Annotated in this window: 26 protein-coding genes and 1 pseudogene; 5 read left to right on the forward strand and 22 right to left on the reverse strand. The window is 37.7% G+C overall.

Annotation, left to right across the window (positions count from 1 at the left end; translation table 11 throughout):
- Positions 1-112 precede the first annotated feature (112 nt).
- From NE363_RS11655 to NE363_RS11705, 11 genes are all read right to left on the reverse strand, one after another.
- Positions 113-1,831 (reverse strand): acetyl/propionyl/methylcrotonyl-CoA carboxylase subunit alpha, encoded by a 1,719-nt coding sequence (locus NE363_RS11655; RefSeq protein WP_445536387.1) that lies wholly within the window; start codon positions 1,829-1,831, stop codon positions 113-115.
- Positions 1,831-3,414 carry a 5-oxoprolinase subunit B/C family protein gene (locus NE363_RS11660; protein WP_445535111.1) on the reverse strand — a complete coding sequence of 528 codons (1,584 nt, stop codon included), beginning with the start codon at positions 3,412-3,414 and terminating at the stop codon, positions 1,831-1,833. Before NE363_RS11660 ends, NE363_RS11655 begins: the two co-directional genes overlap by 1 nt.
- Positions 3,415-3,446: 32 nt before the next feature.
- Positions 3,447-4,253 (reverse strand): putative hydro-lyase, encoded by an 807-nt coding sequence (locus NE363_RS11665; protein ID WP_445535112.1) that lies wholly within the window; start codon positions 4,251-4,253, stop codon positions 3,447-3,449.
- Positions 4,254-4,265: 12 nt separating this feature from the next.
- Positions 4,266-5,030 (reverse strand): LamB/YcsF family protein, encoded by a 765-nt coding sequence (locus NE363_RS11670; RefSeq protein ID WP_174744805.1) that lies wholly within the window; start codon positions 5,028-5,030, stop codon positions 4,266-4,268.
- 34 nt (positions 5,031-5,064) lie between these two features.
- A complete protein-coding gene (locus tag NE363_RS11675; RefSeq protein ID WP_077168285.1) occupies positions 5,065-6,318 on the reverse strand; it encodes an NRAMP family divalent metal transporter in 1,254 nt (417 codons plus the stop codon).
- Positions 6,319-6,660: 342 nt separating this feature from the next.
- Positions 6,661-7,572 (reverse strand): LysR family transcriptional regulator MumR, encoded by a 912-nt coding sequence (gene mumR / locus NE363_RS11680; protein ID WP_107972503.1) that lies wholly within the window; start codon positions 7,570-7,572, stop codon positions 6,661-6,663.
- 90 nt (positions 7,573-7,662) lie between these two features.
- Entirely contained in the window at positions 7,663-7,842 is a 180-nt protein-coding gene (locus NE363_RS11685; RefSeq protein ID WP_004702527.1) for a zf-HC2 domain-containing protein, read from the reverse strand.
- A complete protein-coding gene (locus tag NE363_RS11690) occupies positions 7,836-8,456 on the reverse strand; it encodes an RNA polymerase factor sigma-70 (protein WP_086497297.1) in 621 nt (206 codons plus the stop codon). Before NE363_RS11690 ends, NE363_RS11685 begins: the two co-directional genes overlap by 7 nt.
- Complete coding sequence (locus NE363_RS11695; protein ID WP_445535113.1) at positions 8,453-9,214, reverse strand: HvfC family RiPP maturation protein; 762 nt, start codon at positions 9,212-9,214, stop codon at positions 8,453-8,455. The genes NE363_RS11690 and NE363_RS11695 overlap by 4 nt, the downstream gene beginning before the upstream one ends.
- Positions 9,165-10,028, reverse strand: a complete 864-nt coding sequence (locus NE363_RS11700; protein ID WP_445535114.1) for an HvfB family MNIO-type RiPP peptide maturase — start codon at positions 10,026-10,028, stop codon at positions 9,165-9,167. Before NE363_RS11700 ends, NE363_RS11695 begins: the two co-directional genes overlap by 50 nt.
- A 69-nt stretch (positions 10,029-10,097) precedes the next feature.
- On the reverse strand, positions 10,098-10,406 hold the full coding sequence (locus NE363_RS11705) for an HvfA family oxazolone/thioamide-modified RiPP metallophore (protein WP_445535115.1): 309 nt from the start codon (positions 10,404-10,406) through the stop codon (positions 10,098-10,100).
- A gap of 164 nt (positions 10,407-10,570) precedes the next feature.
- Between NE363_RS11705 and NE363_RS11710 the strand changes: the two genes are divergently transcribed.
- Positions 10,571-11,173 (forward strand): HvfX family Cu-binding RiPP maturation protein, encoded by a 603-nt coding sequence (locus NE363_RS11710; RefSeq protein ID WP_004702534.1) that lies wholly within the window; start codon positions 10,571-10,573, stop codon positions 11,171-11,173.
- Here NE363_RS11710 and NE363_RS11715 read toward each other — a convergent pair.
- From NE363_RS11715 to NE363_RS11740, 6 genes are all read right to left on the reverse strand, one after another.
- Complete coding sequence (locus NE363_RS11715) at positions 11,170-11,967, reverse strand: SDR family NAD(P)-dependent oxidoreductase (RefSeq protein WP_445535116.1); 798 nt, start codon at positions 11,965-11,967, stop codon at positions 11,170-11,172. The two genes, NE363_RS11710 and NE363_RS11715, sit on opposite strands and share 4 nt — an antisense overlap.
- A gap of 91 nt (positions 11,968-12,058) precedes the next feature.
- Positions 12,059-13,003 carry a DUF4424 family protein gene (locus NE363_RS11720; protein ID WP_445535117.1) on the reverse strand — a complete coding sequence of 315 codons (945 nt, stop codon included), beginning with the start codon at positions 13,001-13,003 and terminating at the stop codon, positions 12,059-12,061.
- A gap of 299 nt (positions 13,004-13,302) precedes the next feature.
- Complete coding sequence (locus tag NE363_RS11725) at positions 13,303-13,701, reverse strand: DMT family transporter (protein ID WP_410566017.1); 399 nt, start codon at positions 13,699-13,701, stop codon at positions 13,303-13,305.
- A complete protein-coding gene (locus NE363_RS11730) occupies positions 13,698-14,057 on the reverse strand; it encodes an EamA family transporter (protein WP_077168278.1) in 360 nt (119 codons plus the stop codon). The genes NE363_RS11725 and NE363_RS11730 overlap by 4 nt, the downstream gene beginning before the upstream one ends.
- Positions 14,054-14,938 carry an alpha/beta hydrolase gene (locus tag NE363_RS11735; protein WP_445535118.1) on the reverse strand — a complete coding sequence of 295 codons (885 nt, stop codon included), beginning with the start codon at positions 14,936-14,938 and terminating at the stop codon, positions 14,054-14,056. The genes NE363_RS11730 and NE363_RS11735 overlap by 4 nt, the downstream gene beginning before the upstream one ends.
- Positions 14,935-15,654 carry an MtnX-like HAD-IB family phosphatase gene (locus NE363_RS11740; RefSeq protein ID WP_077168276.1) on the reverse strand — a complete coding sequence of 240 codons (720 nt, stop codon included), beginning with the start codon at positions 15,652-15,654 and terminating at the stop codon, positions 14,935-14,937. Before NE363_RS11740 ends, NE363_RS11735 begins: the two co-directional genes overlap by 4 nt.
- Before the next feature lie 435 nt (positions 15,655-16,089).
- On the opposite strand from NE363_RS11740, the gene NE363_RS11745 reads away from it, so the two are divergent.
- From NE363_RS11745 to NE363_RS11760, 4 genes are all read left to right on the forward strand, one after another.
- Complete coding sequence (locus tag NE363_RS11745; protein WP_445535119.1) at positions 16,090-16,857, forward strand: MipA/OmpV family protein; 768 nt, start codon at positions 16,090-16,092, stop codon at positions 16,855-16,857.
- Positions 16,858-16,935: 78 nt separating this feature from the next.
- The gene (locus tag NE363_RS11750; RefSeq protein WP_191102783.1) at positions 16,936-18,375 is read left to right on the forward strand and encodes an aspartate aminotransferase family protein; all 1,440 of its coding nucleotides are present in this window, start codon (positions 16,936-16,938) and stop codon (positions 18,373-18,375) included.
- Between the two features lie 9 nt (positions 18,376-18,384).
- Positions 18,385-19,452, forward strand: coding sequence for a peptidogalycan biosysnthesis protein (locus tag NE363_RS11755; RefSeq protein ID WP_107973733.1), 1,068 nt, complete (start codon positions 18,385-18,387; stop codon positions 19,450-19,452).
- A complete protein-coding gene (locus tag NE363_RS11760) occupies positions 19,449-20,339 on the forward strand; it encodes a hypothetical protein (RefSeq protein WP_445535120.1) in 891 nt (296 codons plus the stop codon). Before NE363_RS11755 ends, NE363_RS11760 begins: the two co-directional genes overlap by 4 nt.
- 33 nt (positions 20,340-20,372) lie before the next feature.
- Here NE363_RS11760 and NE363_RS11765 read toward each other — a convergent pair.
- The 5 genes and pseudogenes from NE363_RS11765 to NE363_RS11785 form a co-directional block, all read right to left on the reverse strand.
- Positions 20,373-20,558 (reverse strand): annotated as a pseudogene (locus NE363_RS11765) (hypothetical protein); the annotation flags it as partial.
- A 23-nt stretch (positions 20,559-20,581) separates the two neighbouring features.
- On the reverse strand, positions 20,582-21,022 hold the full coding sequence (locus NE363_RS11770; protein WP_039248258.1) for a hypothetical protein: 441 nt from the start codon (positions 21,020-21,022) through the stop codon (positions 20,582-20,584).
- A gap of 142 nt (positions 21,023-21,164) precedes the next feature.
- On the reverse strand, positions 21,165-21,443 hold the full coding sequence (locus NE363_RS11775; protein ID WP_445535121.1) for a hypothetical protein: 279 nt from the start codon (positions 21,441-21,443) through the stop codon (positions 21,165-21,167).
- Positions 21,444-21,626: 183 nt separating this feature from the next.
- Entirely contained in the window at positions 21,627-21,953 is a 327-nt protein-coding gene (locus NE363_RS11780) for a hypothetical protein (protein WP_445535122.1), read from the reverse strand.
- A 404-nt stretch (positions 21,954-22,357) separates the two neighbouring features.
- The gene (locus NE363_RS11785) at positions 22,358-22,750 is read right to left on the reverse strand and encodes a hypothetical protein (RefSeq protein ID WP_445535123.1); all 393 of its coding nucleotides are present in this window, start codon (positions 22,748-22,750) and stop codon (positions 22,358-22,360) included.
- Positions 22,751-22,911: the final 161 nt, after the last annotated feature.

Here is a 22,911-nt window from a genome sequence, read left to right on the forward strand (position 1 = left end):
TTAACTGTGATAAATATCTCATAACCAGTACAGGCTTTCAAGTTGAAATTGGTTAATGAAAGGTTAAAACCATCGACTCAATTAATTAATAAACAATCAATAAAGTAAATACTTAATTAATACTCGCAATCACGGTTTCAGCATGGCAGGTCGCACCCTTCTCTGCGCTAATCTGAATCACACCACTACGGTGTGCCAGTACCTGCACTTCCATTTTCATGGCTTCCATAATGGCAACCACTTGCCCTTCGGTCACTTGCTCACCATTTTCGACTTTCCAAGCGCTAATCACTCCATTAATAGGCGCAAGTAAATGCTCGGCACTCACTTCTGGCTCATTCGTTTGGGCTTGAGCGGCGGTTGCTGGGCATTGTGCAAACATTCCTGCTGGTAAACCTAAACGGTGTAACTTGCCATCAATTTCAATGTAGCTGAGTAACATCGGCTGTTGATGGTTTGGAATACCACGTTTAGTCGGCTTTAACTCTTGTTTAAAGTCATTTTCAATCCAACGCGTGTGTACATTAAATTCTTCGGTAAAGTCAGGCTCGTTGAGTACCGCGCGGTGAAAGTCTAAAACCGAAGCTACGCCTTCAATTTTAAATTGTTTTAAAGCACGTTTAGCGCGAGCAATTGCAACTTCACGAGTTGGGCCAGTCACAATCAGTTTTGCCATGAGTGAGTCAAAGTGACTAGACACTAGAGAACCAGTGCGAACACCAGTGTCCACGCGTACACCGTTACCAAATGGTGCTTCAAATAAACTCAACACACCAAAGGCTGGAATAAAACCACGTGCTGGGTCTTCGGCATTTATACGAAACTCAATCGCATGACCTTGTGCTTTTGGTGTTTCTTTAATCGAAAGCTCATGGCCCTGTGCCACGCGAATTTGCTCAACCACCAAATCGACTTTTGAAGTTTCTTCAGTCACTGGGTGTTCAACTTGCAAACGCGTATTTACTTCTAAGAATGAAAGCTTGCCATCACGACTAAGTAAGTATTCAACTGTTCCCGCACCCACATAGTTTGCAGCCTTACAGATATTTTTTGCCGAAGTTAAAATTTGCTGATAAATCTCATCACTAATAAATGGCGCTGGTGCTTCTTCGACTAACTTTTGGTTACGGCGTTGCAACGAGCAATCACGTGTACCAAGTACCACAATATTGCCATGTTGGTCGGCTATGACTTGTGCCTCTACATGGCGCGGTTTATCGAGATATTGCTCGACAAAACATTCACCACGACCAAAGGCAGCTTTTGCCTCGCGTACTGCCGACTCATAAAGCTCTTTCACTTCTTCGAGTTTCCAAGCAACTTTTAAGCCGCGCCCACCACCACCAAACGCCGCTTTAATGGCAATCGGTAAACCAAACTGTTTAGCAAACTCTAAAGCTTCGTCTGCATTGTTGAGTGGATCTTGCGTACCTTGAACTAACGGTGCACCAACTGAAGCAGCAATTTTACGCGCTTCGATTTTATCACCCAGTTTTTCAATAGCACTTGGTGATGGCCCTACCCATTTTAAGCCTGCATCAATCACGGCTTGGGCAAACTCGGCACGTTCAGATAAAAAACCATAACCGGGATGTACCATCGTCGCTTTTGATTTCTTAGCAACTTCAATAATGGCAGGAATATTTAGGTAGGTTTCACTGGCAGTCGCACCAGCCAAGCCCCATGCTTCATCTGCAAGTTCGACATGCATGCTGCCAATGTCATCATCTGCATATAACGCGATCGATGAAATGCCCATATCACGGCAAGCATGAATAATACGAACGGCAATTTCGCCACGGTTAGCAATCAATAATTTTTCTGTATTCATCATTCATTCTCAAAATCTGTAAATTCGGCAATTTTTTTAAATTTGATGCGGCAACCTGCCGGAATCTGTGCGACCAAGTCCCAATGGTGTTTAGCAACAGAGCCAATGACTGGATATCCGCCCGTTAAAGGGTGATCATTCATAAATAAAACGGGTTGACCGCTCGGTGGAATCTGCAAAGCACCAATGCATGTGCCTTCACTTTCCAACTCGTAGGTAATTTTGCGAGTTAAAGCCTGCTCACCTGAAAGTCTTAGCCCGACTCGGTTGCTTTCATTGGTCACAAGCCACTCTTGCTTACACAGCAGTTCAATACTGTCTTGTTCAAACCAATCGGTACGTGGCCCCATCACAATATCTAGCTCAACCACTTCGCCAGTTCGCGGTAAGTCACTTTTACACACTTCATTTACGCTAATATTGGCTGCCTTTACCTGCCCTTGGTAAATAATGTCTCCAAGCTTTAAAGGCTCTGGCCCTAATACTGCCAAGCTGTCAAACGAAGCACTATTGAGTATTGGTTCAACGTCTATACCACCACGAACTGCCAAATAATTTCTTAAGCCTGCTGTTGGTGGCTGAATTTGAAATTCATCGCCTTCATCTAAATCAATCGGTTGATAGCTTGCAAAGTCCGCGGTTTGACCGTCGGCAAATTTCACACGAATGTTTGAAATGGCACCTGCCACCGCAATAACGCCAGCATGCTCCATTTTGGCTTTTAGGCCGCCATTTAAAACTTCAATAACGGGTGTATCGGTTGGATTACCCACAATACGGTTGGCACTATGCATTGCAGATAAATCCATTGCACCTGCAACCCCAACCCCAATATTGGTCTGGTTTAAACGCCCTTCGTCTTGAATGAGCATCTGTAAACTTGGCGCAGTGATCTTAAACAGTGGCACCGATTTTTGAGGTTCAACCTTACGCGTAATTTGCTGCGGTATGGTCACTGTAGTTGGACGATGCGTCACATCCTCAAAATGTACAGTCATGCCTGGTAACAGCAATGCAGGATTTTTACGCTCTAGATCCCACATTTTTTCCGATGTGGTTCCAATCAGCTGCCAACCACCCGGACTGTCTTTTGGATAAATTCCAGAGTATTTTCCAGCCAAACCCAAAGAGCCTGACGGTATTTTTTTTCGCGGAACCGTTAAGCGTGGAATATCGGTAAAAGGCTTATCGGGACTACTCATATAAGCAAAGCCTGGTGCAAAACCAATAAAAGCCACATTCCACACGCTTTGGTGATGTTTTCTAATCACATCGGTTACAGATAAACCTTGTAGCTCGGCAACCTGAGCAAGGTCTTCGCCATCGTAACGAATCGGCACAATCACTTCTTGGCTACTGCGCTCAAATCCAGAATCAACTTTAAGGCTCTGAATTGAAGCAACCAGCGTTTTAAAGTTGGTTTCGATCTCGTTAAAAAAAACCAAAATTGTTTTTGCAGCGGGGACTAAGTCTTTAATTCCATTCAATTGCGTATTTTGCAATTTATTGTACAACGCCAAAGTTTCCTCTAAGCTCGCAAGCTCAATCAGAAAACAATCGGCGTTTACCGATAAAAAACGCATTTGCTTATCCTTTTAATTCTTCTTTAATCCAATTAGCCAATCCAAGCTCGGTCAGGAATGTCAGTAATAAACATATGACCTGGTGCATGACTAATCGCAAAAGGAATTTTCGAGTTCATCACAGCGGCTTGCGGTGTTACCCCACATGCCCAAAACACTGGAATTTCACCTGCTTCAATGCGAGAAGCATCACCAAAGTCAGGCTTATTTACATCCTTAATGCCCAAACCTTCAGGGTGACCAATATGTACAGGTGCACCATGCACGCTTGGCATACGTGATGTAATTTTTACCGCTTCACTAATTTGATGAGATGGAATTGGTCGCATTGAAACCACCATATTTCCTGAAATACGCCCTGCCGGTTCGCACTTGATATTGCTCAAATACATCGGAACATTGGTGTCGTCATGAATATGACGAACTTCAATACCTGCTTCTTGCAAAGCTGTTTCAAACGAAAAACTGCAACCAATTAAGAAAGTCACCAAATCAGGATGTGCATTATAAATCTCACTCGCATCAGTCACCTCATCAACCATTTCGCCATCTTTCCAAATGCGATAACGTGGAAAATCGGTGCGGATGTCTGAATCTGCTGCAAGCTTAGTTGCATAAATGCCTTCTTCGAGCACATCAAGCACTGGACAGCTTTGCGGATTGCGATGTGCATAAAGAAGGAAATCGTAAGCCCACTCTTTTGGCACCGAAATCATGTTGACCTGTGTCATACCCGCAGCCATACCAGCTGTCGGTTTATCAAATCCTGCACGGATTTTTAAACGCGCGTCTAATGCGGCTTCAAGCTGAGCTGGGTCGACTTTAATATCCTTATACATGGTTACTCATCCTTATGCTTTATTTACAAATGGGCGGATTTCAATATTGTTTTTTACAAGCTCGGCTTTAATTGCAGCCGACATCTCAAGCGCACCGTCGGTGTCGCCATGTAAGCAAATGGTGTCGGCTTGAATTGGGGTAAATACGCCATCAATTGACTCGACCCCACCATTTTTAAGCATAGACACCACACGGCTTGCGACAAATGCCGAGTCGTGTAAAACCGCACCTTCTAGACGGCGAGATACCAATGAACCATCGCTGGTATAAGCACGGTCTGCAAATGCTTCAGATACAACTTTTAAACCAGCCGCACGTGCCTGCTCGACTAAGTTTGACCCAGCCAAAGCCACCAAAACCAGTTCAGGGTTATACATTTTAATCGCATCAATTACTGCCGCTGCCTGTGCTTGGTCATGTGCAATAGTGTTATAAAGTGCGCCATGTGGTTTAACGTATTGCACTTTTGAGCCTGCTACTTTTGCCAAGCCATCGAGTGCAGAAATTTGGTAAAGCACATCGGCAATCAGTTCGTCACGTGACAAATCCATATTACGGCGGCCAAAACCTACAAGGTCTGGATAAGACACGTGAGCGCCAATAGTTACACCAAGCTCCACTGCTTTACGAACCGTTTTTAAAATGCCAAGCGGGTCGCCAGCATGGAAGCCACAAGCAATATTGGCACTGGTCACGACTGGTAAAATCTGGTCATCATTACCCATTTTCCATGAGCCAAAGCTTTCACCCAAATCACTATTTAAATCTACAAACATGGCATTATTCCTTTATTACTTTACGCAGTCTGGCTTAAAGCTTGGTCAAATAGTTAAACACTGTCGTAAATGACATATAACCCATCCACCACGTCAACAGACATGTTAAACCACCCAAAATAAGTAACCATTTTGGATAGTTATAATTACCCATCAAATCTTTTCGGCATGCAGCAACATACACAAAAATTGTAAGACCAATTGGCAACACCAAACCGTTAAAACCACCTACAAAAATGAGCAGACCTGCTGGAGTTGCACCCAATAACACATACAGCAATAAAGCCAATGCGATAAAGGTAATGGTCGTATAGTTGGTTTGTTTTGGCGTTAAATTCTTTTTAAATGCAGTAAAGAATGAAACCGAAGTATATGCTGCGCCGATCGTGCTACTAATACCTGCTGCCCAGAAAATTAAACCAAATAATTTAAAACCAAATGTACCCGCTGCATATTGGAATGCTTGAGCTGCCGGATTGGCATCATGGCTGGCTAAATCAATGGTTGCACCGCTCACCACCACACCTAAGAATGCTAAGAACAGCACATAGCGCATGATACCAACGACAACAATGCCCTTGGTCGCAGCTTTTGCAACTTCATCAATATTTTCAGGGCCAACCGCGCCTTTATCGAGTAAACGATGTGCACCTGCATAGCAGATATAGCCACCAACCGTACCGCCAACAATGGTGGTAATAATGGCAAAGTCGATATGATCTGGAGCAAAAGTTTGATGTACAGCTTGTCCCACAGGAGGCATTACAATGACGGCAACAATAATAATCAGCAAGATTTTAAGCAATCCCAACACGATCATGCTTTTATCCATGGCAAGCGTTGCTTTTCTTGATGCAAAAATCAAAATCGCTAATGCACCACTTAAAATACCGCCCCACTTTGTGTCTAGGCCAAAAAGTGCATTTAAACCTAAAGCTGCACCGGCAATATTACCAACACTAAAGAAAAAACCGCCCAAAATCACCAGAAACGCCAGTAAATAACCACTACCCGGTAATGCTTTATTGGCAATATCTGATGCACGCATTTGAGTCAGTGTTACCACTCGCCAAATGTTTTGTTGAACTACATAATCAATGAGAATGGAAACTAAAATTGCAAAGCCAAATGCAGCACCTAACTTCACTGTAAATACAGCAGTTTGGGTTAAAAATCCTGGCCCCATTGCAGAGGTCGCCATCATAAAGATTGAGGCAACAATGGCCCATTGGCGATCTGATAAAAAAGAAGATTTCAGTAAAGACATATTAATGCGTTCCTCATCCATTTGAGCTTAACAACGCTATTTCAAGTTGAACCAAGAACACCATTTTTCGTCCCAAACGATATTCTTTAATCCTTTAAAATGACAAAGATTCCCTATTCCCCAATCAACTTAATCGGTGATCAAATCTTGTATCTCAAATAAAAACATAGCTAATCCCTACGAACAATAAGACTTTTTACATAAATTAAAATTTTTAAGTTTTTGATTTTTATTATTTTTTAATTTTATTAAAAATCAGGATAAATTTTACTTATCAAACTATATAAGCTGCTTTTATGACTTTGCATACAAGCAGCAGTAATTTAGATAAGAAAAATGAGATGAAAAGATCATCAATCCTGCTTATTTTTTGATTTGCTCATTGAGTCTTTTCATGGCACTTGCCGACACTTTTACAGCAACTTCTGTCAGTTTTTCTTTCAAGGCAACATCATTGCCATGAATATAAATAGAGGTGAAATGAAAGGTCTTTAAGCGAATAGGCGTATTTAATATTTCCAGCCGACCATCGGTAATTTCCTTTAACGCCGTTAAAGTCGGTACGACTGCAATACCCAAGCCCTGCTCGGCAAGACGTAATAAAGTCGCTAATGAATAACTGGTAATTGAAAGCGGCTCATCAATGCCCTTTTCTTTCATTTTGGCCTTTAATTCTTTATAGGGATAGGTAATTTTTGGATAGGTTAAAATGGTATGCGACATTAAGGCTTTAAAAGACATTTGCCCAATTCCACCTTTAAATGAAGGTGCTGCCAAGAAGCTCAGCTCAAAGTTACATAGCGACTGTTCAATACACTCAAAAGCCAACGTTGGCCCAAGTAAAAAGGCCATATCCAAGTCACCTGTACGAACGCCTTCTTGTAAATTAGGTGTCAGGTCAACCACAATTTCGACCGAAACTTTTGGAAATTCTTGTTGAACTTTTTCGATATATTCAACGAGCCACGTATACACAATGGTTTCGGAAACGCCTAAACGTATGGTTCCCGTCAGATGCTGGTTTTCGGTAAGCTCTGCGACCAGATCTGTTTCTAAACGCATAAACTTTTCGGCATATTTAAATAAAGTCATACCTTTATGGGTCAGTTTAAACTGCCGCAAGCTTCGGTCTAAAACCTTAAAACCTAATTCATTTTCAAGAGATGTGATTTTTTGAGAGACAGCAGGCTGCGTCGTTTGTAATTTAATTGCCGCCTTATTGAAGCTATTTAACGTCACAACCCAATAAAATGCTTCAAGATTCTTTAAATTCACGTTTCATCCTGTCTTAAAAATTCCTTTACTTTTATAGTATGTAAGCTTTTAGCGTGTTAAGGCCAGCAATAAATAAATTTTTAACTAAAGTTAGTTATCCAAATTTTTAAATGCTTTGGAAAGCTGACTAATTGTTTTGATCTGTTTTGCATAACGGCGGCATGATCGGCATGCCAACAAATGCAGTTGTAAACTACTTTGCTCACGTAAAAAAAGCGGTCTATCTTGTTTTTCAGACAACAGTTGGGTGGCTTGTCGACATGTCAACATGAACAATCCTCCTTCAGTAACCATTTATTTTCTAAGCATTCCCGTAAACGGGTACGACTTCGATACATCAACACATTAAAATTTGAAATAGACAATTCCAGCTTGCTACAAATTTCGTTAGAACTCAGCTCTACCACTTCTCTCATCATAAAAACCTGAGCATATTTGGCAGGCAAATGATCTAAACAGGCTTCAAAAATTATCCAAAAATCTGACTGCTCCATCATTTCTTCAGGACTTTGCCATACTTGAGGTGCTTCATATTTATGCCAGTGTCCTGAAGCATCAAACAATTCATCAACACTGAGTTCGCTTTCCTCATCTTTAAATAATTCAGACATGGCAACCAAACGTGACTTTTGCCGAACCACATCAATAATTTTATTTTTTAAAATAGCGAATACCCATGTTTTGAACGCGGCCCGCCCTTTAAATGAATCTAAGTTTTGAAAAGCACTGGTTAAAGCCTCTTGCACTACATCTTCAGCTTGCGGAAGTGAGGATAACTGTAAAAAAGCAAATTTAATCATTTGCTGCCTTAAGTCTTGTAAAAAGGCCGGGTTATGCAGTTGATCCCCTAAGTCGTCATGACGTGATGCCGCGGCTGAAGTCATACTTGTGCCTCTTTAAAATCATGGAGAGTTTGGATTAATTGTAGTCGAGATAAGAGGTTTTTGAGTTCTTGAATTTGCAGATAAATTTCAGACTCAGACAAGTTAGCGAGTACAGATTGAATAAGGGTGAAAATATCATGGTCAGTTAAGGTTATATTTTGCGTTAACTGTTCAATCAGCATAGCAAAAAGTGGAGAGAGTTGTTCAATACATACTTTATCTTGTTCATCGCGCCAGACCATTACAGCGCCTGGTGCAAGTTCTACTTGTTCTGGAGTCATTAAAGTCGTCCACGTATAAACGGGATATTGATAAACCAATACCCATACTTTGGTGGTTAACTGCCAAACATAATTTTCATGTAAAACAACATCTTCAATTTCAACAGTGTCTAAATATAATTCTAGCCATTCAAACTGTAATAACTCAGCCAACCAAGGATACTCTTGTAATATCGGATGCTGTTGCTCTGTTAAATACTCTCTAAACTCTAAAGAGATATCATTGTATAAAGGTGAGCGGCTTTTAGCTTTTTGAAAAAACTCTAACAGCAATTGTTGCCACTTTAACTCTGGCAACATGGCACGAGCTACTGGATAAACTAAGTCAATAAATGAACAAATATTATTAAAAAGTAAATCCCGATAAATTTGCATTCTTTGAGGAGGAAGTGCTTGAGGTAATTCCAAATCAGGATCACGAATCCAGTCACAAAACTGACGTTGCATGGTTTGGAAGGATATTTGATTTCCCTTCATAGCCAGTCTCCTGTTGTTGAATGAGTTTGATTTTGGCGAGTTCCTCTTCTAATTCTTGCCATGATGGAATATTAAAATCGCGTTCCAATAATGTCGGTTTTATTCCGCATACTTGATAGGTATATCTCAACAACTCCCAAACACGGTCACAAACTTCCGCCCCATGGGTATCGATTAATAAGTTCTTCTGAACTTTTTCATGTCCAGCAATATGTAAGTAACGAATTCGTTCCTTTGGCATGTTCTGAATAAATCCGAATGCATCGCTACCATGATTGGTACTGTTGACATAGACATTATTTACATCAAGCAGCAAATCACAGTCAGCATGTTGAATCACTTCACGAATAAATTCGGCTTCACTCATTTCGGCATTCGGCATGACGTAAGTAGAAACATTCTCTATGACTAATCTTTTCCCTAAAATATCCTGTACACGCAAAATGCGTTCAGCCACATATTTAACAGCGGCTTCTGTCATCGGTATTGGCAACAAATCGTATAAATAGCCACCATCATTTGTATAGCTTAAATGTTCAGAATAAATTGGTACTTCGTATTGTTCTAAAAAGCTTTTTACTTTACCTATAAATTCGAGATTAAGTGGATGCGGTCCTCCAATAGATAATGACAAGCCATGACAAATTAACGGTGCTTTTTCTGCACACTGTGCAAGTAATTTTGCATGTCGACCACCAAAACCTAGCCAATTTTCTGGGGCAACCTCAATAAAGTCGGGATATGTTTTTGCCGTTAGAAATGCATCTATAAAGTCACGTCTTAAACCAAGCCCTACACCATTCAACTGCATCATGGTGACTTCTCCTTTTGGAAATGATGCCGACACTTAATAGAAGGCCGACATCATCCATGATCAGATGGTTTACTTAGCGCCACACTTGCCATCAGCAACTTTTTTATCTGCACCGCACTTACCGTCCGCTGCTTTTTTAGTTGCACCACATTTACCATCTGCTGCTTTTTTAGCTGCTCCACATTTTGCTTCCGCAGATTTTTCATTTTTTTTCATTTTGTTAGCTCCGCATTTCGCTTCACCACATTTACCATCAGCTGCTTTAGTTGCATGTACTTCAGTTGTTGTATTGGTTGCTGCTACAGCCATTTGCGTAGCACCTGCAACTGAAAGTGCTAATAATGCTGCCACTGAAGTCATTGAGTTGAGTTTGTTCATTTTCGTATTCCTTTAATGCTAATTTCTCGGTTTGTACACATGTACATAAAGTTAGACGGACCAAATCCTTTTTTATTACACCGTAAATAAAAAAATTTTTTATGTAAGAAATACAGTTTCCATCCGACTAATTATTATTCAATCGCATTGGATGTGAAATTATCATGAAGAACTTTATTTATGGCTTATCTCAATATTATCAAAATCTCGGTAAGTCTTTACAACATATTGATGGCATTGCAGCACTTGCTCTTCGATTGTACCTCGTCCCTATATTTTGGATGGCGGGTACAAATAAATTGATGCACTTCAATGACATTGTAGAATGGTTTGGCAGTTCAGATGGAGGATTGGGACTTCCTTTCCCCTATTTAATGGCTGTGCTTGCAACGTCAACTGAACTGGCAGGTGCAATACTCTTAACACTGGGTTTGTTTACCCGTTTAATTAGTATTCCACTTATTATTACCATGTTGGTTGCAATATTTACTGTACACCTCCCAAATGGATGGCAAGCAATCGCAGACCCGCATGCGCCCTTCGCGAACATGCAAGTATTGGCTTCTGCTGAAAAGTTAGATAAAGCTCGTGAAATCCTACAGAACTATGGCAACTATGACTGGCTTACATCGAGCGGTTCGTTTGTTATTTTAAATAACGGAATTGAATTTGCCGCGACCTATATGATTATGCTACTTGCCCTGCTTGTACTTGGAGGTGGCCGTTACTTTAGTTTAGATTATTGGATTAAAAATAAACTACGCTAATCGATTATTGCACCAGCAGTCATGTTTACAACCGTTGCGGTCATTGAGTTCGCATGTTCCGAGGCAAGAAAAGCAACGGTTTCTGCAACTTGTGAAAGTGTAGGTAGTCGTTTTAGCATGGTGCTCTGAGCCGCACCTTCAAGCCATTGCCCTATGCTGAGCCCCATGGCCTGTGCTTTAGACTCAAACAATTCGCGCGTATAAGAACCCGCTTGAACAGCATCAATAATTGCATGTGAGCGCACACCGAGTACCCGTATATTCTTAGGGCCTAGCTCACTTGCAAGCGCTTTAATAAATGCCTCAATACCAGCACAGCCCACAATATGTCCTAAATGTCCTGGTATCGCCATTCGTGCTGAAGGTGCCACAATTGAAATGATGGTTCCGCCGCGCTTACCGCCCATATAAGGAACCACAGCTTTAGAGATATTAAACTGTGCTGTAAGAAATGGCTGTATTCCCCCGACAAACTCCTCAAGGTTTAATTCTAAAATTTCTTTGCCTTGATTATGAATAAAACTGGTCGCATTGATGACGATATCTAAACCACTCGTCGCTTGAGCAATTTGAGCAACTGCTTCACTGGTTGCTTGGCTATCTAGCACATCGACACTGACGGTATGTACCGCGCCTTCGTATTTTTGCAGTTGTATCGCAATGTTTTGCAGTTTATTTAAATCTCTTGCGCATAAATAAACATGTGCTCCTTCACGAAGAAAAACCTGCGCAATGGTAGTTCCAATCGCGCCACTGCCTCCAAAAATTACTGCTACTTTTCCCTTGAGCAACATACGGCATCCTCTTGTTATTGTGCGCCATAGTTAGGTTATGACACACAATCAAAAGTGATGCAATTTTATACAGATTAAAGTTTGTATGAGCTTATGGCAGATGAACAAAAATAACGTCTAAGTCTTGTTTTGGTACAAACTTGGTTTTGGTCATTTGAAATTGAGTCGGACTAATTTTATTGACTTTGCCATCCCAACAAAATGAAACCAGTTCGTCTTTATCACGCTCAATCGTTAACTTAAAGTTTTCAATAGGCTTTGCCCAGTTAGCACCTGTCGTCAAAATATAACCTAAAGCACTAAACGGCGAATTTTCTGCCTGTGCTTTTTTAAGACCCTGTTTAAATTGCTTATCCATGCAAAATTGCTTGCTATCTTCTTCTGGTGTGAGACCTACAGACCCGCCAACTAAAGGTTTATATTCATGGTGAATTTTAGTTAAGCCATTTGCTTTGAAGGTTTGCTTCCAGCTATAAATAACTTGAGATGACCACGGAATCACATCATCTTTTTCAAATTGAGCTAAAATTTTCTGCATTTGTGGTTTATTACATTTGCTTAGCTTATCTTGATAATTCAAATAATCATAGTTACTACGAATCCATGGATTGAGCATGTCTTTTTCAGTAAAACCGCATTGCTTAAACTCATCGGTTACATCCAGTAAAGGCGATTTTTCATCTTTTTGAATAAACGTTCTGACATGCATTTCGGGTTTTATATTTTGACCATCCACTACAATTTTAAAGCTTTTTAAAAGTGCTTCAGTATTTGCAAAATCTGCTTCAAAAAAGTTATTTACACGTGGTAGTGGAAATAAAACGGTTTCAGTAACATCCTTATTGCTTAAATTTTTATATAGATAATCAACTTTAATTATCTTTTTACTAATAAATAAATCTTCACTTTGCATCGCAACTTGTGCGTTTTTTAAATACTGAATGCCACCTGTACCGACATAACCCGTCGAGTCATTGGCGAAGCTATAGCCTGAGAGTGGAACCAAAACAGCTAAAGTCATTGCAAGCTTTTTCATTTTAAAGTCTCTATATCGTTTTTCATTATGGAGTATCAATCTGATATAAATAATAACGGTTTAGCTTTGCCACAGTAAGCATTACATAATGCTATTTAAGAAAAATAAGTAATGGATAAGAACATATTTATTTATATATAACTAGATTGCTTATTTTGAAGCTTTTTTAATTTTCAATTTATTAACTTCAGAAACAATAAAAACCGCCATACACTCATAATGCTTATTTAGCATTACACTAACATTCGCAAATATTAGTTACGGGTGTTACGACGGTTTTAAGAATAATTGATTAAAGTTTATTTTGTGGGGACTTCTTCATGACTATGGCTCTCTTCTTCATCTTTAGCCAAGAAGCAAACACCAGCAAAAATAAGAATAGCGCCAGTAACTTTTGTAAATGTTAGCGGTTCATTAAACAGCCAAATCGACAAAAACATCACCGTGATGAGTTCTAAATGTGAAGCTGCAAAAGCAGGCCCAATAGGCGCATGCTTTAACAAATTCATCCAGATAAAAAAGGCACCTATATATCCAATAAAAGCCCCATAAATCCAAGGATGCCCAAAAACTCTGATTAACCAATGTACATCAAAAGTCAAAGGCATCGCATGAATGGAAGCTAGCTTAAAACTAATCTGAGCCAAAGTATCGAAGAGCATTAATATTAAAAAACCAATAATATAAAATTTTTTCATGCCCCAATCCCAACAATAGTGACACCGATCGCTATCAGAACTACACCAATTAATCGATTTCGAGTTAATTTTTCATTAAAAAACAAGCGTCCAGCAAGCATAATCACAACAATGTTGATACAACCTAACATGACCCCAACAGAAAGTGGAACCAGCGAGAGGAAAGCAAGCCAAACGACAAACTCAAAGATATAACAAAAAATACCGAGCCATATCCATGGACGTTTCGCCATGAACCACCAATGTTCTAGGCCTTCATTGGTTTTACTTTCGTGAGCAGCGGCCTTAAAAGCCAACTGCCCAACAGTATCAATCAAAATGGTTAGCATCCATACACTGAACACCACAATATTCATAAAAGCTCACCAATTTTTTCAGGTGAAGTTTTACGTTCTTGACAAGTTGATGGATGCTCTAACTGCTTTTTTGGATGTTGGTACTGTTCAATAAATCGAATGGATTCATCAATCACTTGTTTTCGATCATTATCAATCGTAATCATGTGATAACTGTTATAAAGCCAGATTAAGGTCTTAGGCCCCTTCACTTTGGCATAAATTAACTCACTATTTCTTCGGTGAGCAATATCATCATCATAGGCATGCAATAACAGACATGGAGCCGTAATATTTGAGAGATTTTTACGAACATTCCGCGAAAGACGTTGTAACTGGAACAATGAATGCCAAGGGTTGCCCGGCAAACCAGCTTCACTACTTTCGCCGCTGTTCATCGCCTGAACAATACGAGAACGCAATACCTTATTTTTGATGCCATAAGGTTCAGCTTCGTCAAAAGTATTGTTACGACAAATATTTAAATAATGAACACTCGGCAGAACAATAGGTGCAAGCACTTTTGACCACAAAGGAATGCTCCAACCGTCGTATTGGAAAGTCGGACTATAGGCAATAACGCCAGCAACTGGATATGCCGATGCATATTTTAATGCCAGCAAAGAACCCATTGATAAACCGGCAACAAATATCTCATCTGTATGTTCTTTTAACTTTTCTGCGGCTGCGACAACACTATTAAACCAATCTTCCCATTGGCTATTCACCAAATCTTCGACATCACCACAGTGTCCAGCCAACTGCACACCATATACGCTATAGCCTGCCTGATGAAGTACTCGCGCAATTCCTCTCATTTCATTCGGTGTGCCCGTCAAACCATGAATGAGTAAAATACCAGTTCGGTTTCCCGATAAAAAAAATGAATTGTCTTTTATCATGTAATCACCGTTACTGGAGTATCTATTCCAAAATCACTACTGAGTAGCTTAGCCAAGGGTTGGCAAATTTCTACAAAGTTTTCAAACTTTGTGTGGAAAATCTGGTTTTCTTTGCAATGGTCTATTAGAGATTTCTTTGCAAAAACATAGTCTGCATTTCCCGCTAGACAATAATCTGAACGTCCATCGCCAATCAAGATAATATGCTTTTGAGGTTTTTGATTTGCAACCTTACATTTGCATGTTCCACTTTGACTTACGCAACTCGCTTCTTGATTTGGAAACTCTAATTTCCATGACCTTTCATCTGTCTGAATCAAATGGTTCGCAATAATAGGTAAATGATCTAACTGATATTTTTTTAAAATATGGCGAATAACAAAATCGAGCCCATCACTCACAATAGTCAACGGAATTTTATACTGAGCAGTGATCTTCACTAATTCGATGAAGCCGAGGTCAATTTCAATTTGATCAAGGCAATCTCGCAGCTCATCAATAGAGACATCCAAGAGTTCAATCTGTTTTTGCATACAGACTTTGGAACCAATTTTCCCTTGCTCCCACTCTTCCTCAATTTCTTCCCAACCAGCTTTTGCATAAGTTTCAAGCAAATAGTCCGTTGTATCTTTTAAACTGATTGTTCCATCAAAGTCACATAAAATATGCCAAGGTACAGTGTGATCTGTATAGTAATGCTGGTCGACCATGAACATAAAATGCCTCATACGAATAATTTAAGAATTTTTATAAAAATCACGGTCTGACTTTAGGCGGGAAATCTTAAAAATTTCTTTAATTAGGAGTATTCAAAAAAATTTTGAATCCAGTATTATAAGATTCAACTAATTACAAAAGCATAAATAGTGAACAAATGAGTTAGAAATTCAAAAATTCCATTTTTTAAATTTAATTTATTATTAATCAATTAATTAAAATAATTTTTTAATGAAATAAATATTTAATCCCCTTCATATAGACTATTTTTTATTCAAAATTAGAAGGATTTGACAGGAAAATACAAAATTAAGATTTTTTTAATTTTTTATTAAGATTTGTATAAGAATTAACTTTTATATTCAAAAAAATTTTGAACAGAACACGACCAAAAAACGATTATTTTTCACCCTACAAAGCTAGAAAAACTGAATATGATTAAACCATTGAAAAGAATTTCCATAGCAATAGTAATGAGCAGTAGCTTTTTTTACTGTTCTGCTTATGCACAAGATGCGCAAGAAGAAAGCTCATCACCAGATTTCACAATGGGTTTTAACTATTCTGTAAATTTTCAAGCTTATAAAGGTCATAAAACCTCTCAAACGCTTTTACCTGTTTTTTTCTATGACAATGACAAGTTTTATATTGAAGGCGATGATGCCGGTTATTACCTATTCAAAGATGACAAAAATCAATTACGACTCGATGCTCACTATGACGGCAACACTTATGATCCAAGCGGCGAACTCTATTTATTAGATAAACGCAAATGGTCTGTCCTAGCAGGTGCAAGTTATATGCGAATTACACCTTATGGCGGTTTTAAAGCACGGCTTAATACCGATACTTTATCACGTAGTAAAGGAACCATTTTAAGAGCTTCTTACCTTGCTGAATTGGACAAAGGTAATTTAACCGTCTATCCAGAAGCTGGTTTTCAGTGGAACAACTCAAAATATAACCAATATTACTACGGCGTCAGTGATGCTGAAAGTAAACGTAGTGGTATCGCAGCATATGAACCGGGCCAAAGTATATCGCCTTTTGTAAGCATGACAGCCAACTACAAACTTTCCAAACATGTGAATGCTTTTAGTTCTGTTGAATTTAATTATCTATCAAACGAACAGTTTAAAAGTCCGATGGTAAAAAAACGCACAGATATTACACCAGCTGTGGGACTTACCTTTACCTTTTAAACATGACAACTCTTTTCACTCAGCCTCTGTATCTAAAACATACATACTGAAAATACCAACCGTAAAAGGAATAGAAGTATGAACAACAATCATACATTCAAACAAGAACGCACTTCTGCAACTAGTTCTAATAACCGCGTTCCACTAGATGAAGCGCAACTTCTAGCAGATGAGGCAAAGTATTGTTCACACGGCGATACAGTACACTATGTAAACCCACCTAAAATTTTTACGGATTGTCAGGGCAGCTATATTTTTGATGACCAGAATATCCCATATCTAGACTTACAAATGTGGTATTCAGCGGTCAACTTTGGTTATAAAAACCCACGTTTAGATCAAGCGCTTATCGACCAAATTCATAAACTTCCTCAAATTGCCAGCCAATATTTACATCCAACTAAAATTGAACTCAGTAAAGTGATTGCTGAAGACATTCTCAAAAAGACGGGTGTACAAGGTCGCGTTCACTACAACGTTGGTGGTTCTCAAGCAATTGAAGACTCTCTAAAAGTTGTACGTAACTTTACTAAAGGCAAAAGCCGTATGTTCGCTTTCGAGGGCGGTTATCATGGCCGTACTTTAGGTGCATCTTCAATTACTTCAAGCTATCGCTACCGTCGCCGTTATGGTCATTTTGGTGAGCGTGCCCAATTCATTCCATTCCCATATCCTTTCCGTCGTCCTAAAGGTATGACACCAGAAGAATATGCAGATAAGTTAGTTGCTGAATTTGCACGTCTCTTTGAAAATGAATACCACGGTGTTTGGGACCCTAAAGTTCGTGAAAGTGAATTTGCTGCTTTCTATATCGAAACGATTCAGGGTACTGGCGGTTATGTTATTCCACCGAAGAACTTCTACAAAGGTTTGAAAAAAGTTCTAGATGACCATGGTATTTTATTGGTTGTAGACGAAATTCAAATGGGCTTCTACCGTACCGGTAAACTTTGGTCTTTCGAACATTTCGATATTACGCCAGACGTTGTTGCATTTGGTAAAGCGTTGACCAACGGATTAAATCCTCTTGCTGGTATTTGGGCAAAAGAAGAAATGATTAATCCTGAAATTTTCCCAGTGGGTTCAACTCACTCAACGTTTGCATCTAACCCACTTGGTACGGCAGTAGGTCTTGAAGTCATGAACATGTTGGCTGAAAAAGACTATGAAAAGCAAATCATGGAAAGTGGTGCTTATTTCCTAGAAGGTCTAAAAGACTTGCAATCACGTCACCCAGAAATTGGTGATGTTGATGGATTAGGACTAGCATTACGTGCAGAAATTTGTCAGGCTGATGGATTTACTCCAAACAAAGAATTGTTGGATAAAATGGTCGATATCGGCCTTTCAGGTACCCTTGAATATCAAGGACAGCAATGTGGTTTGGTGCTAGATGTAGGCGGTTATTACAAGAACGTAATTACTTTCGCACCTTCACTAGAGATATCAAGAGCTGAAATCGATCAAGCAATGGTATTACTTGACCAATTATTAGTTCGAGCTAAACGGGAAATATAAAATTACTTTATGACTATAAACCTGAATCAGTTAGAACCTCAGGCAGTGGTGGATGCTTTTTTAAAGCATCCACCTTTAAGTTTTCAGGTTCATTCGCCTAGCGATTTTTTACCTTATTTTTATACAGAGTTTGATTTATTAACGACTCTAGATACAGACCTTCTTAAAAAAATTAAAGCATTGCCAGGGTATTCAACCTGGGGAAAAATTCTTCATTTTAAAACATGTTTTATCGGGACAACTGTCACAGAATACAGCTTATTACCTAGTGAACTTCCTCTAGACTCAATAGCAGATTTTTTAAAAAATAATGATCAAAACATTAAGTTAGGTATTATTAAAGATCTTCCGTTAGATTCACCTTTACTCAGCGAACTTGAAAATAATTACAGTCACAATTTTATTCAAGAAGCAGAAAAAAAAGGTTTTCTATCTGTAGAGGGACAAGCTTTAGCTTATGTCCCTATCGATTTTTCAAGCCGTGAAGAATATCTCTCTAGATTATCTAGGCCACGCCGTAAAAACTTTAAACGTAAACTCAAAAGTTTAAACGAATTAAACATTGAACAACTGTCTACGGGGGATGAACGCTTTAATGATCCTGAGTTTAGAACATATTTATATGAACTCTATCTGGCCGTTTATCACCAAAGCGAAATACATTTTGACCTACTCAGCCCTGAGTTTTTTTCAGAAATTCTTCAAGATGTACACAGTGGCGGTAAAGTCTTTTTATATTGGGCAAATACAACCTTAGTTGGCTATAACATTTGTTATGAATATAAAAACAATTTGGTTGATAAATATATTGGTCTCAATTACCCGCTCGCAAAAGACTACAATTTATATTTTATTAGCTGGTTCGTAAATTTAGACTATGCATTAGCTAATAACCTCAAATTTTACATCGCAGGCTGGACAGACCCTGAAGTCAAAGCTCAACTGGGTGCTAAATTTACATTTACCCGACATCTGGTATGGATACATTCTCCTGCCTTACGTTTTATTTTAAAGAAATTACGTCCTTTATTTGAAGCAGATCATCAGTGGCATGTTAAACAGGAAACACGATCATGAGTTCAGTAAATAACAGAACACCTGTCGTTTTAAACTTTGATGATTCTGCTGGTGATCCTGATGATGCTGTACGCGTTGATCTCACCTCATGGCAAGAAGTAATTCGCTTTGGTTGTAAATTAAAAGAGTTCGATGAGTTACGTACTCACCTAAATCAGCATTTACCTTCAAAGTTGGGTTGTGTCCTGTTAGGTAGTGGTGATTATCACCATGTTACTCAGCTTTTACTAGAAAGACTGCCATCTGATGAGCCAATTCATCTGATTGTGTGTGATAACCACCCTGACAATATGCGTTATCCTTTTGGTATTCACTGTGGCTCATGGGTGTATTGGGCAAGTAAGCTTCCACAAGTTGCCAGAATAGATGTACTTGGAATTAGCTCAAGTGATATTGGATGGTTACATGCAGTAGAAAACCATTGGTCGCCTTTAATAAAAGGAAAACTACATTACTGGAGTATTCAGCAAAATGCTTCATGGGTACGTTTTACGGGCAAAAAGAATGCATGGCAAAACTTCGATCATCCAGATGAGTTACTAACCGCATTTCTCACAGAAATAAAAGCATCGAACTTACATGTTTATTTATCGATTGATAAGGATGTGCTTTCAAGCGAAGTCGTCATGACAAACTGGGATCAAGGTAAGTTTCTAGAGAAGCACTTAAAGAGCTTAATTGAAGCATGCAAGGGCCGATTAGTAGCAGCTGATATTACTGGCGATGTTTCCGCCTATCATTATAAAAACTACTTTAAACGGTTTTTAGCAGCTTCGGATGGACAACAAGAACCAACTGCCGAAGAACTCTCAAATTGGCAATTAGAACAGAAAGCACTGAACCTACGGTTAATTCATGCCATAGATTCAGCTTGGTCAAATCAATAAGAAAAAACCCACAACATGTGGGTTTTCTTTTAATTATTTCGCTGCATTCACACCAACGATAAATTGGCTACAATTAGAACCTTCAGAAGCATTCCCTAACTGCTTTTCAGAAAACTTAAATTTTGATGCCACAGAAGCATAATCTTTCTTAAGGGTTTGACCTGTAAGCTCACCTAACTCTTTTACTTGTTCAGGCTTTAAAATTCCGTGTTCAATTGCTAATTATCAAGATTAATATAAAATCATAAATTTCCGCATATATATTCAAAAATTCTCAACTCCACTAATTTTATATCTTTTTTTGAACTATCTATACTTAAAAAATAAATAAAATCTAGAAAACAAAATTCATCCATAAAGTTAAATAAATTCAGAAAAAATTTGTTAGTATTTATCTTGATCACTGCTTCAAATCCGGAAAAATATAAATATACGCTCTCCTCATTTAATAATTTAAATTTTAAATTTGAGACAATTTTATTTATCACAGTATTATCAATTTCATTTGGAAAACTCAATTTTAAAAATTCTGTATTAGTGATTTCCCAATTCATTTCCCCTGTTGTTCCCTGCCATAAAGGACTCATAAACTCATTAATTTCATCAGTTAAATCTAAAGACATTATTAAAAAATCAATCTCATATTTTCTACAAAACCCTTCAATATCTTTAATTAAATCCATAACTTACGCACTAACCCTACTATATTAAAATTACAATAAAAATATAAATTCATTTTTGATTTATATATGAAAATTCTCATAATTACCTAAAAAATAGAACCTAATAGCAAATATAAAGTTCTATTTTGAAATTTTATACAAACTACAACCATCTATTAGCTGGTGATAATTCCTCATGTTTTTTTAAATCAGTCTGTTTAATTTTCCCTAAAGATACTGCCTTATTAAATAATTTATCAAATCTAGCTAAAGATTCAGCATCTCCTGCTAATGAGGCATAAAGCATTAAATATTTTTCAATTTCTTTACTATCTAACTTTATTATTTCATCTATTTGATCATCTAAGATTTCATCAACTTTTTCATATTTTTCCTGTTCCGAAAGCTTATCTATAAGTTGATTAAACCCTTCAAATTTCATAGTTAATTACCTCAGTTTATAATCCGATACGCCTTAGATGGAATTGAGACTTTAATCATTACTTATTAATCTTTAATAGAAAAAATAACTTACAAAACAAAAGCCAACCACAAAAATACTTTTCGTGTGATTGACTTTTCTTTATATAGCCCGAATTTATATGTTAATTACATACAGTATGAATCATCTCATAAAGATAGTTTCTTTAAGCTCTACATTATCAATTTCATAATAAAATTGTACACCTCGTCCGTTTTGATACATTCCTTGATTAGGAATTTCAAATGGTATTCCATCAATGAAGTTTTCAATATTTGGAATAAAACCTATTGATGCATATTTTTGATTAATTGAGATTTGTAGCCATAATACATATTTCTTCAGATCCCATTCCCCCTTGGAAATCTCCTCAAATTTTCTCTTTGCATCCTCAATAACTAAAAGATAAGATCCCGTAATTTCGTGATACTCATTTCTATTAAAATGTTCGCGCCATTCTTTATTACTCATAACTCATAATCGCCTTTTGGACCGTTAACTTTAAATTTCCCGCTTGGTGTTCCCAAATATGACTATGACAACGGTTCTTTAATCTTGCTGCCATAGTTATTCTCTGATCAGCTAAAGAAAAATTATAACTATGAAGTCGTTTAAGGTATACCAACATGCCAATGTGCATAAACATGCTGCTTATCAGGTTGATGATGACTAACTATTCTATAGGATTTTACATCATTTGGATTGGCACCAACTTTATATAAATATTGCTCCCATCCATTTACTTTCCTTTGAGCTATTGAATGTATATAAATCCTGAACACTATCAGGCGTTATATACATTTATTAAATTAAATTTTTTATAAAACTTTATTTAAATTAAGCCTCAAGAGATTAATTTAAAATATAAGTATTAATTAATTTTCAAAAAAAATATACTGATCTTTAAACCCATATTTAAATTTAATATATTTCAATGCAGAGACATAACTAAATTGGCTCAGCTTATTTACTAATTCAAGCACATCTTTAATATTAAAGTTATTATCAACAATATACACTTCTGTTTGATTTAAACTATATATTTCCAAAAAAATACCAATATCTGTATTTCGGATATTAAAACACGGTAAGTCTATTAAATCCATTTCCTGAATTACTAAAATCTCTTTATCCATTAAATTTTCACTATTTATATAAGGATTTAACTTAACTCCATCCTCCTTATTAAAATCTGAATCTGATAAAATAGAATAAAATTTATTAGATTCAGTTTGAAATTTATATTTTTTCCAGAGCTTATTTTTCACCAACAGCCTCTCCCATCTACGATCAAATCTTTTTTATACAATAAATGTGTATTTATCACCCTATCTAAATTAATTAAATTTTAATAAAAATATATAGAACTTTTTAAAACCATTAACACAAGCTCTATATATTTTTCTATCAATATTTATCAGTTTTTCGC

The sequence above is a fragment of the Acinetobacter sp. G18 genome (assembly GCF_052660225.1).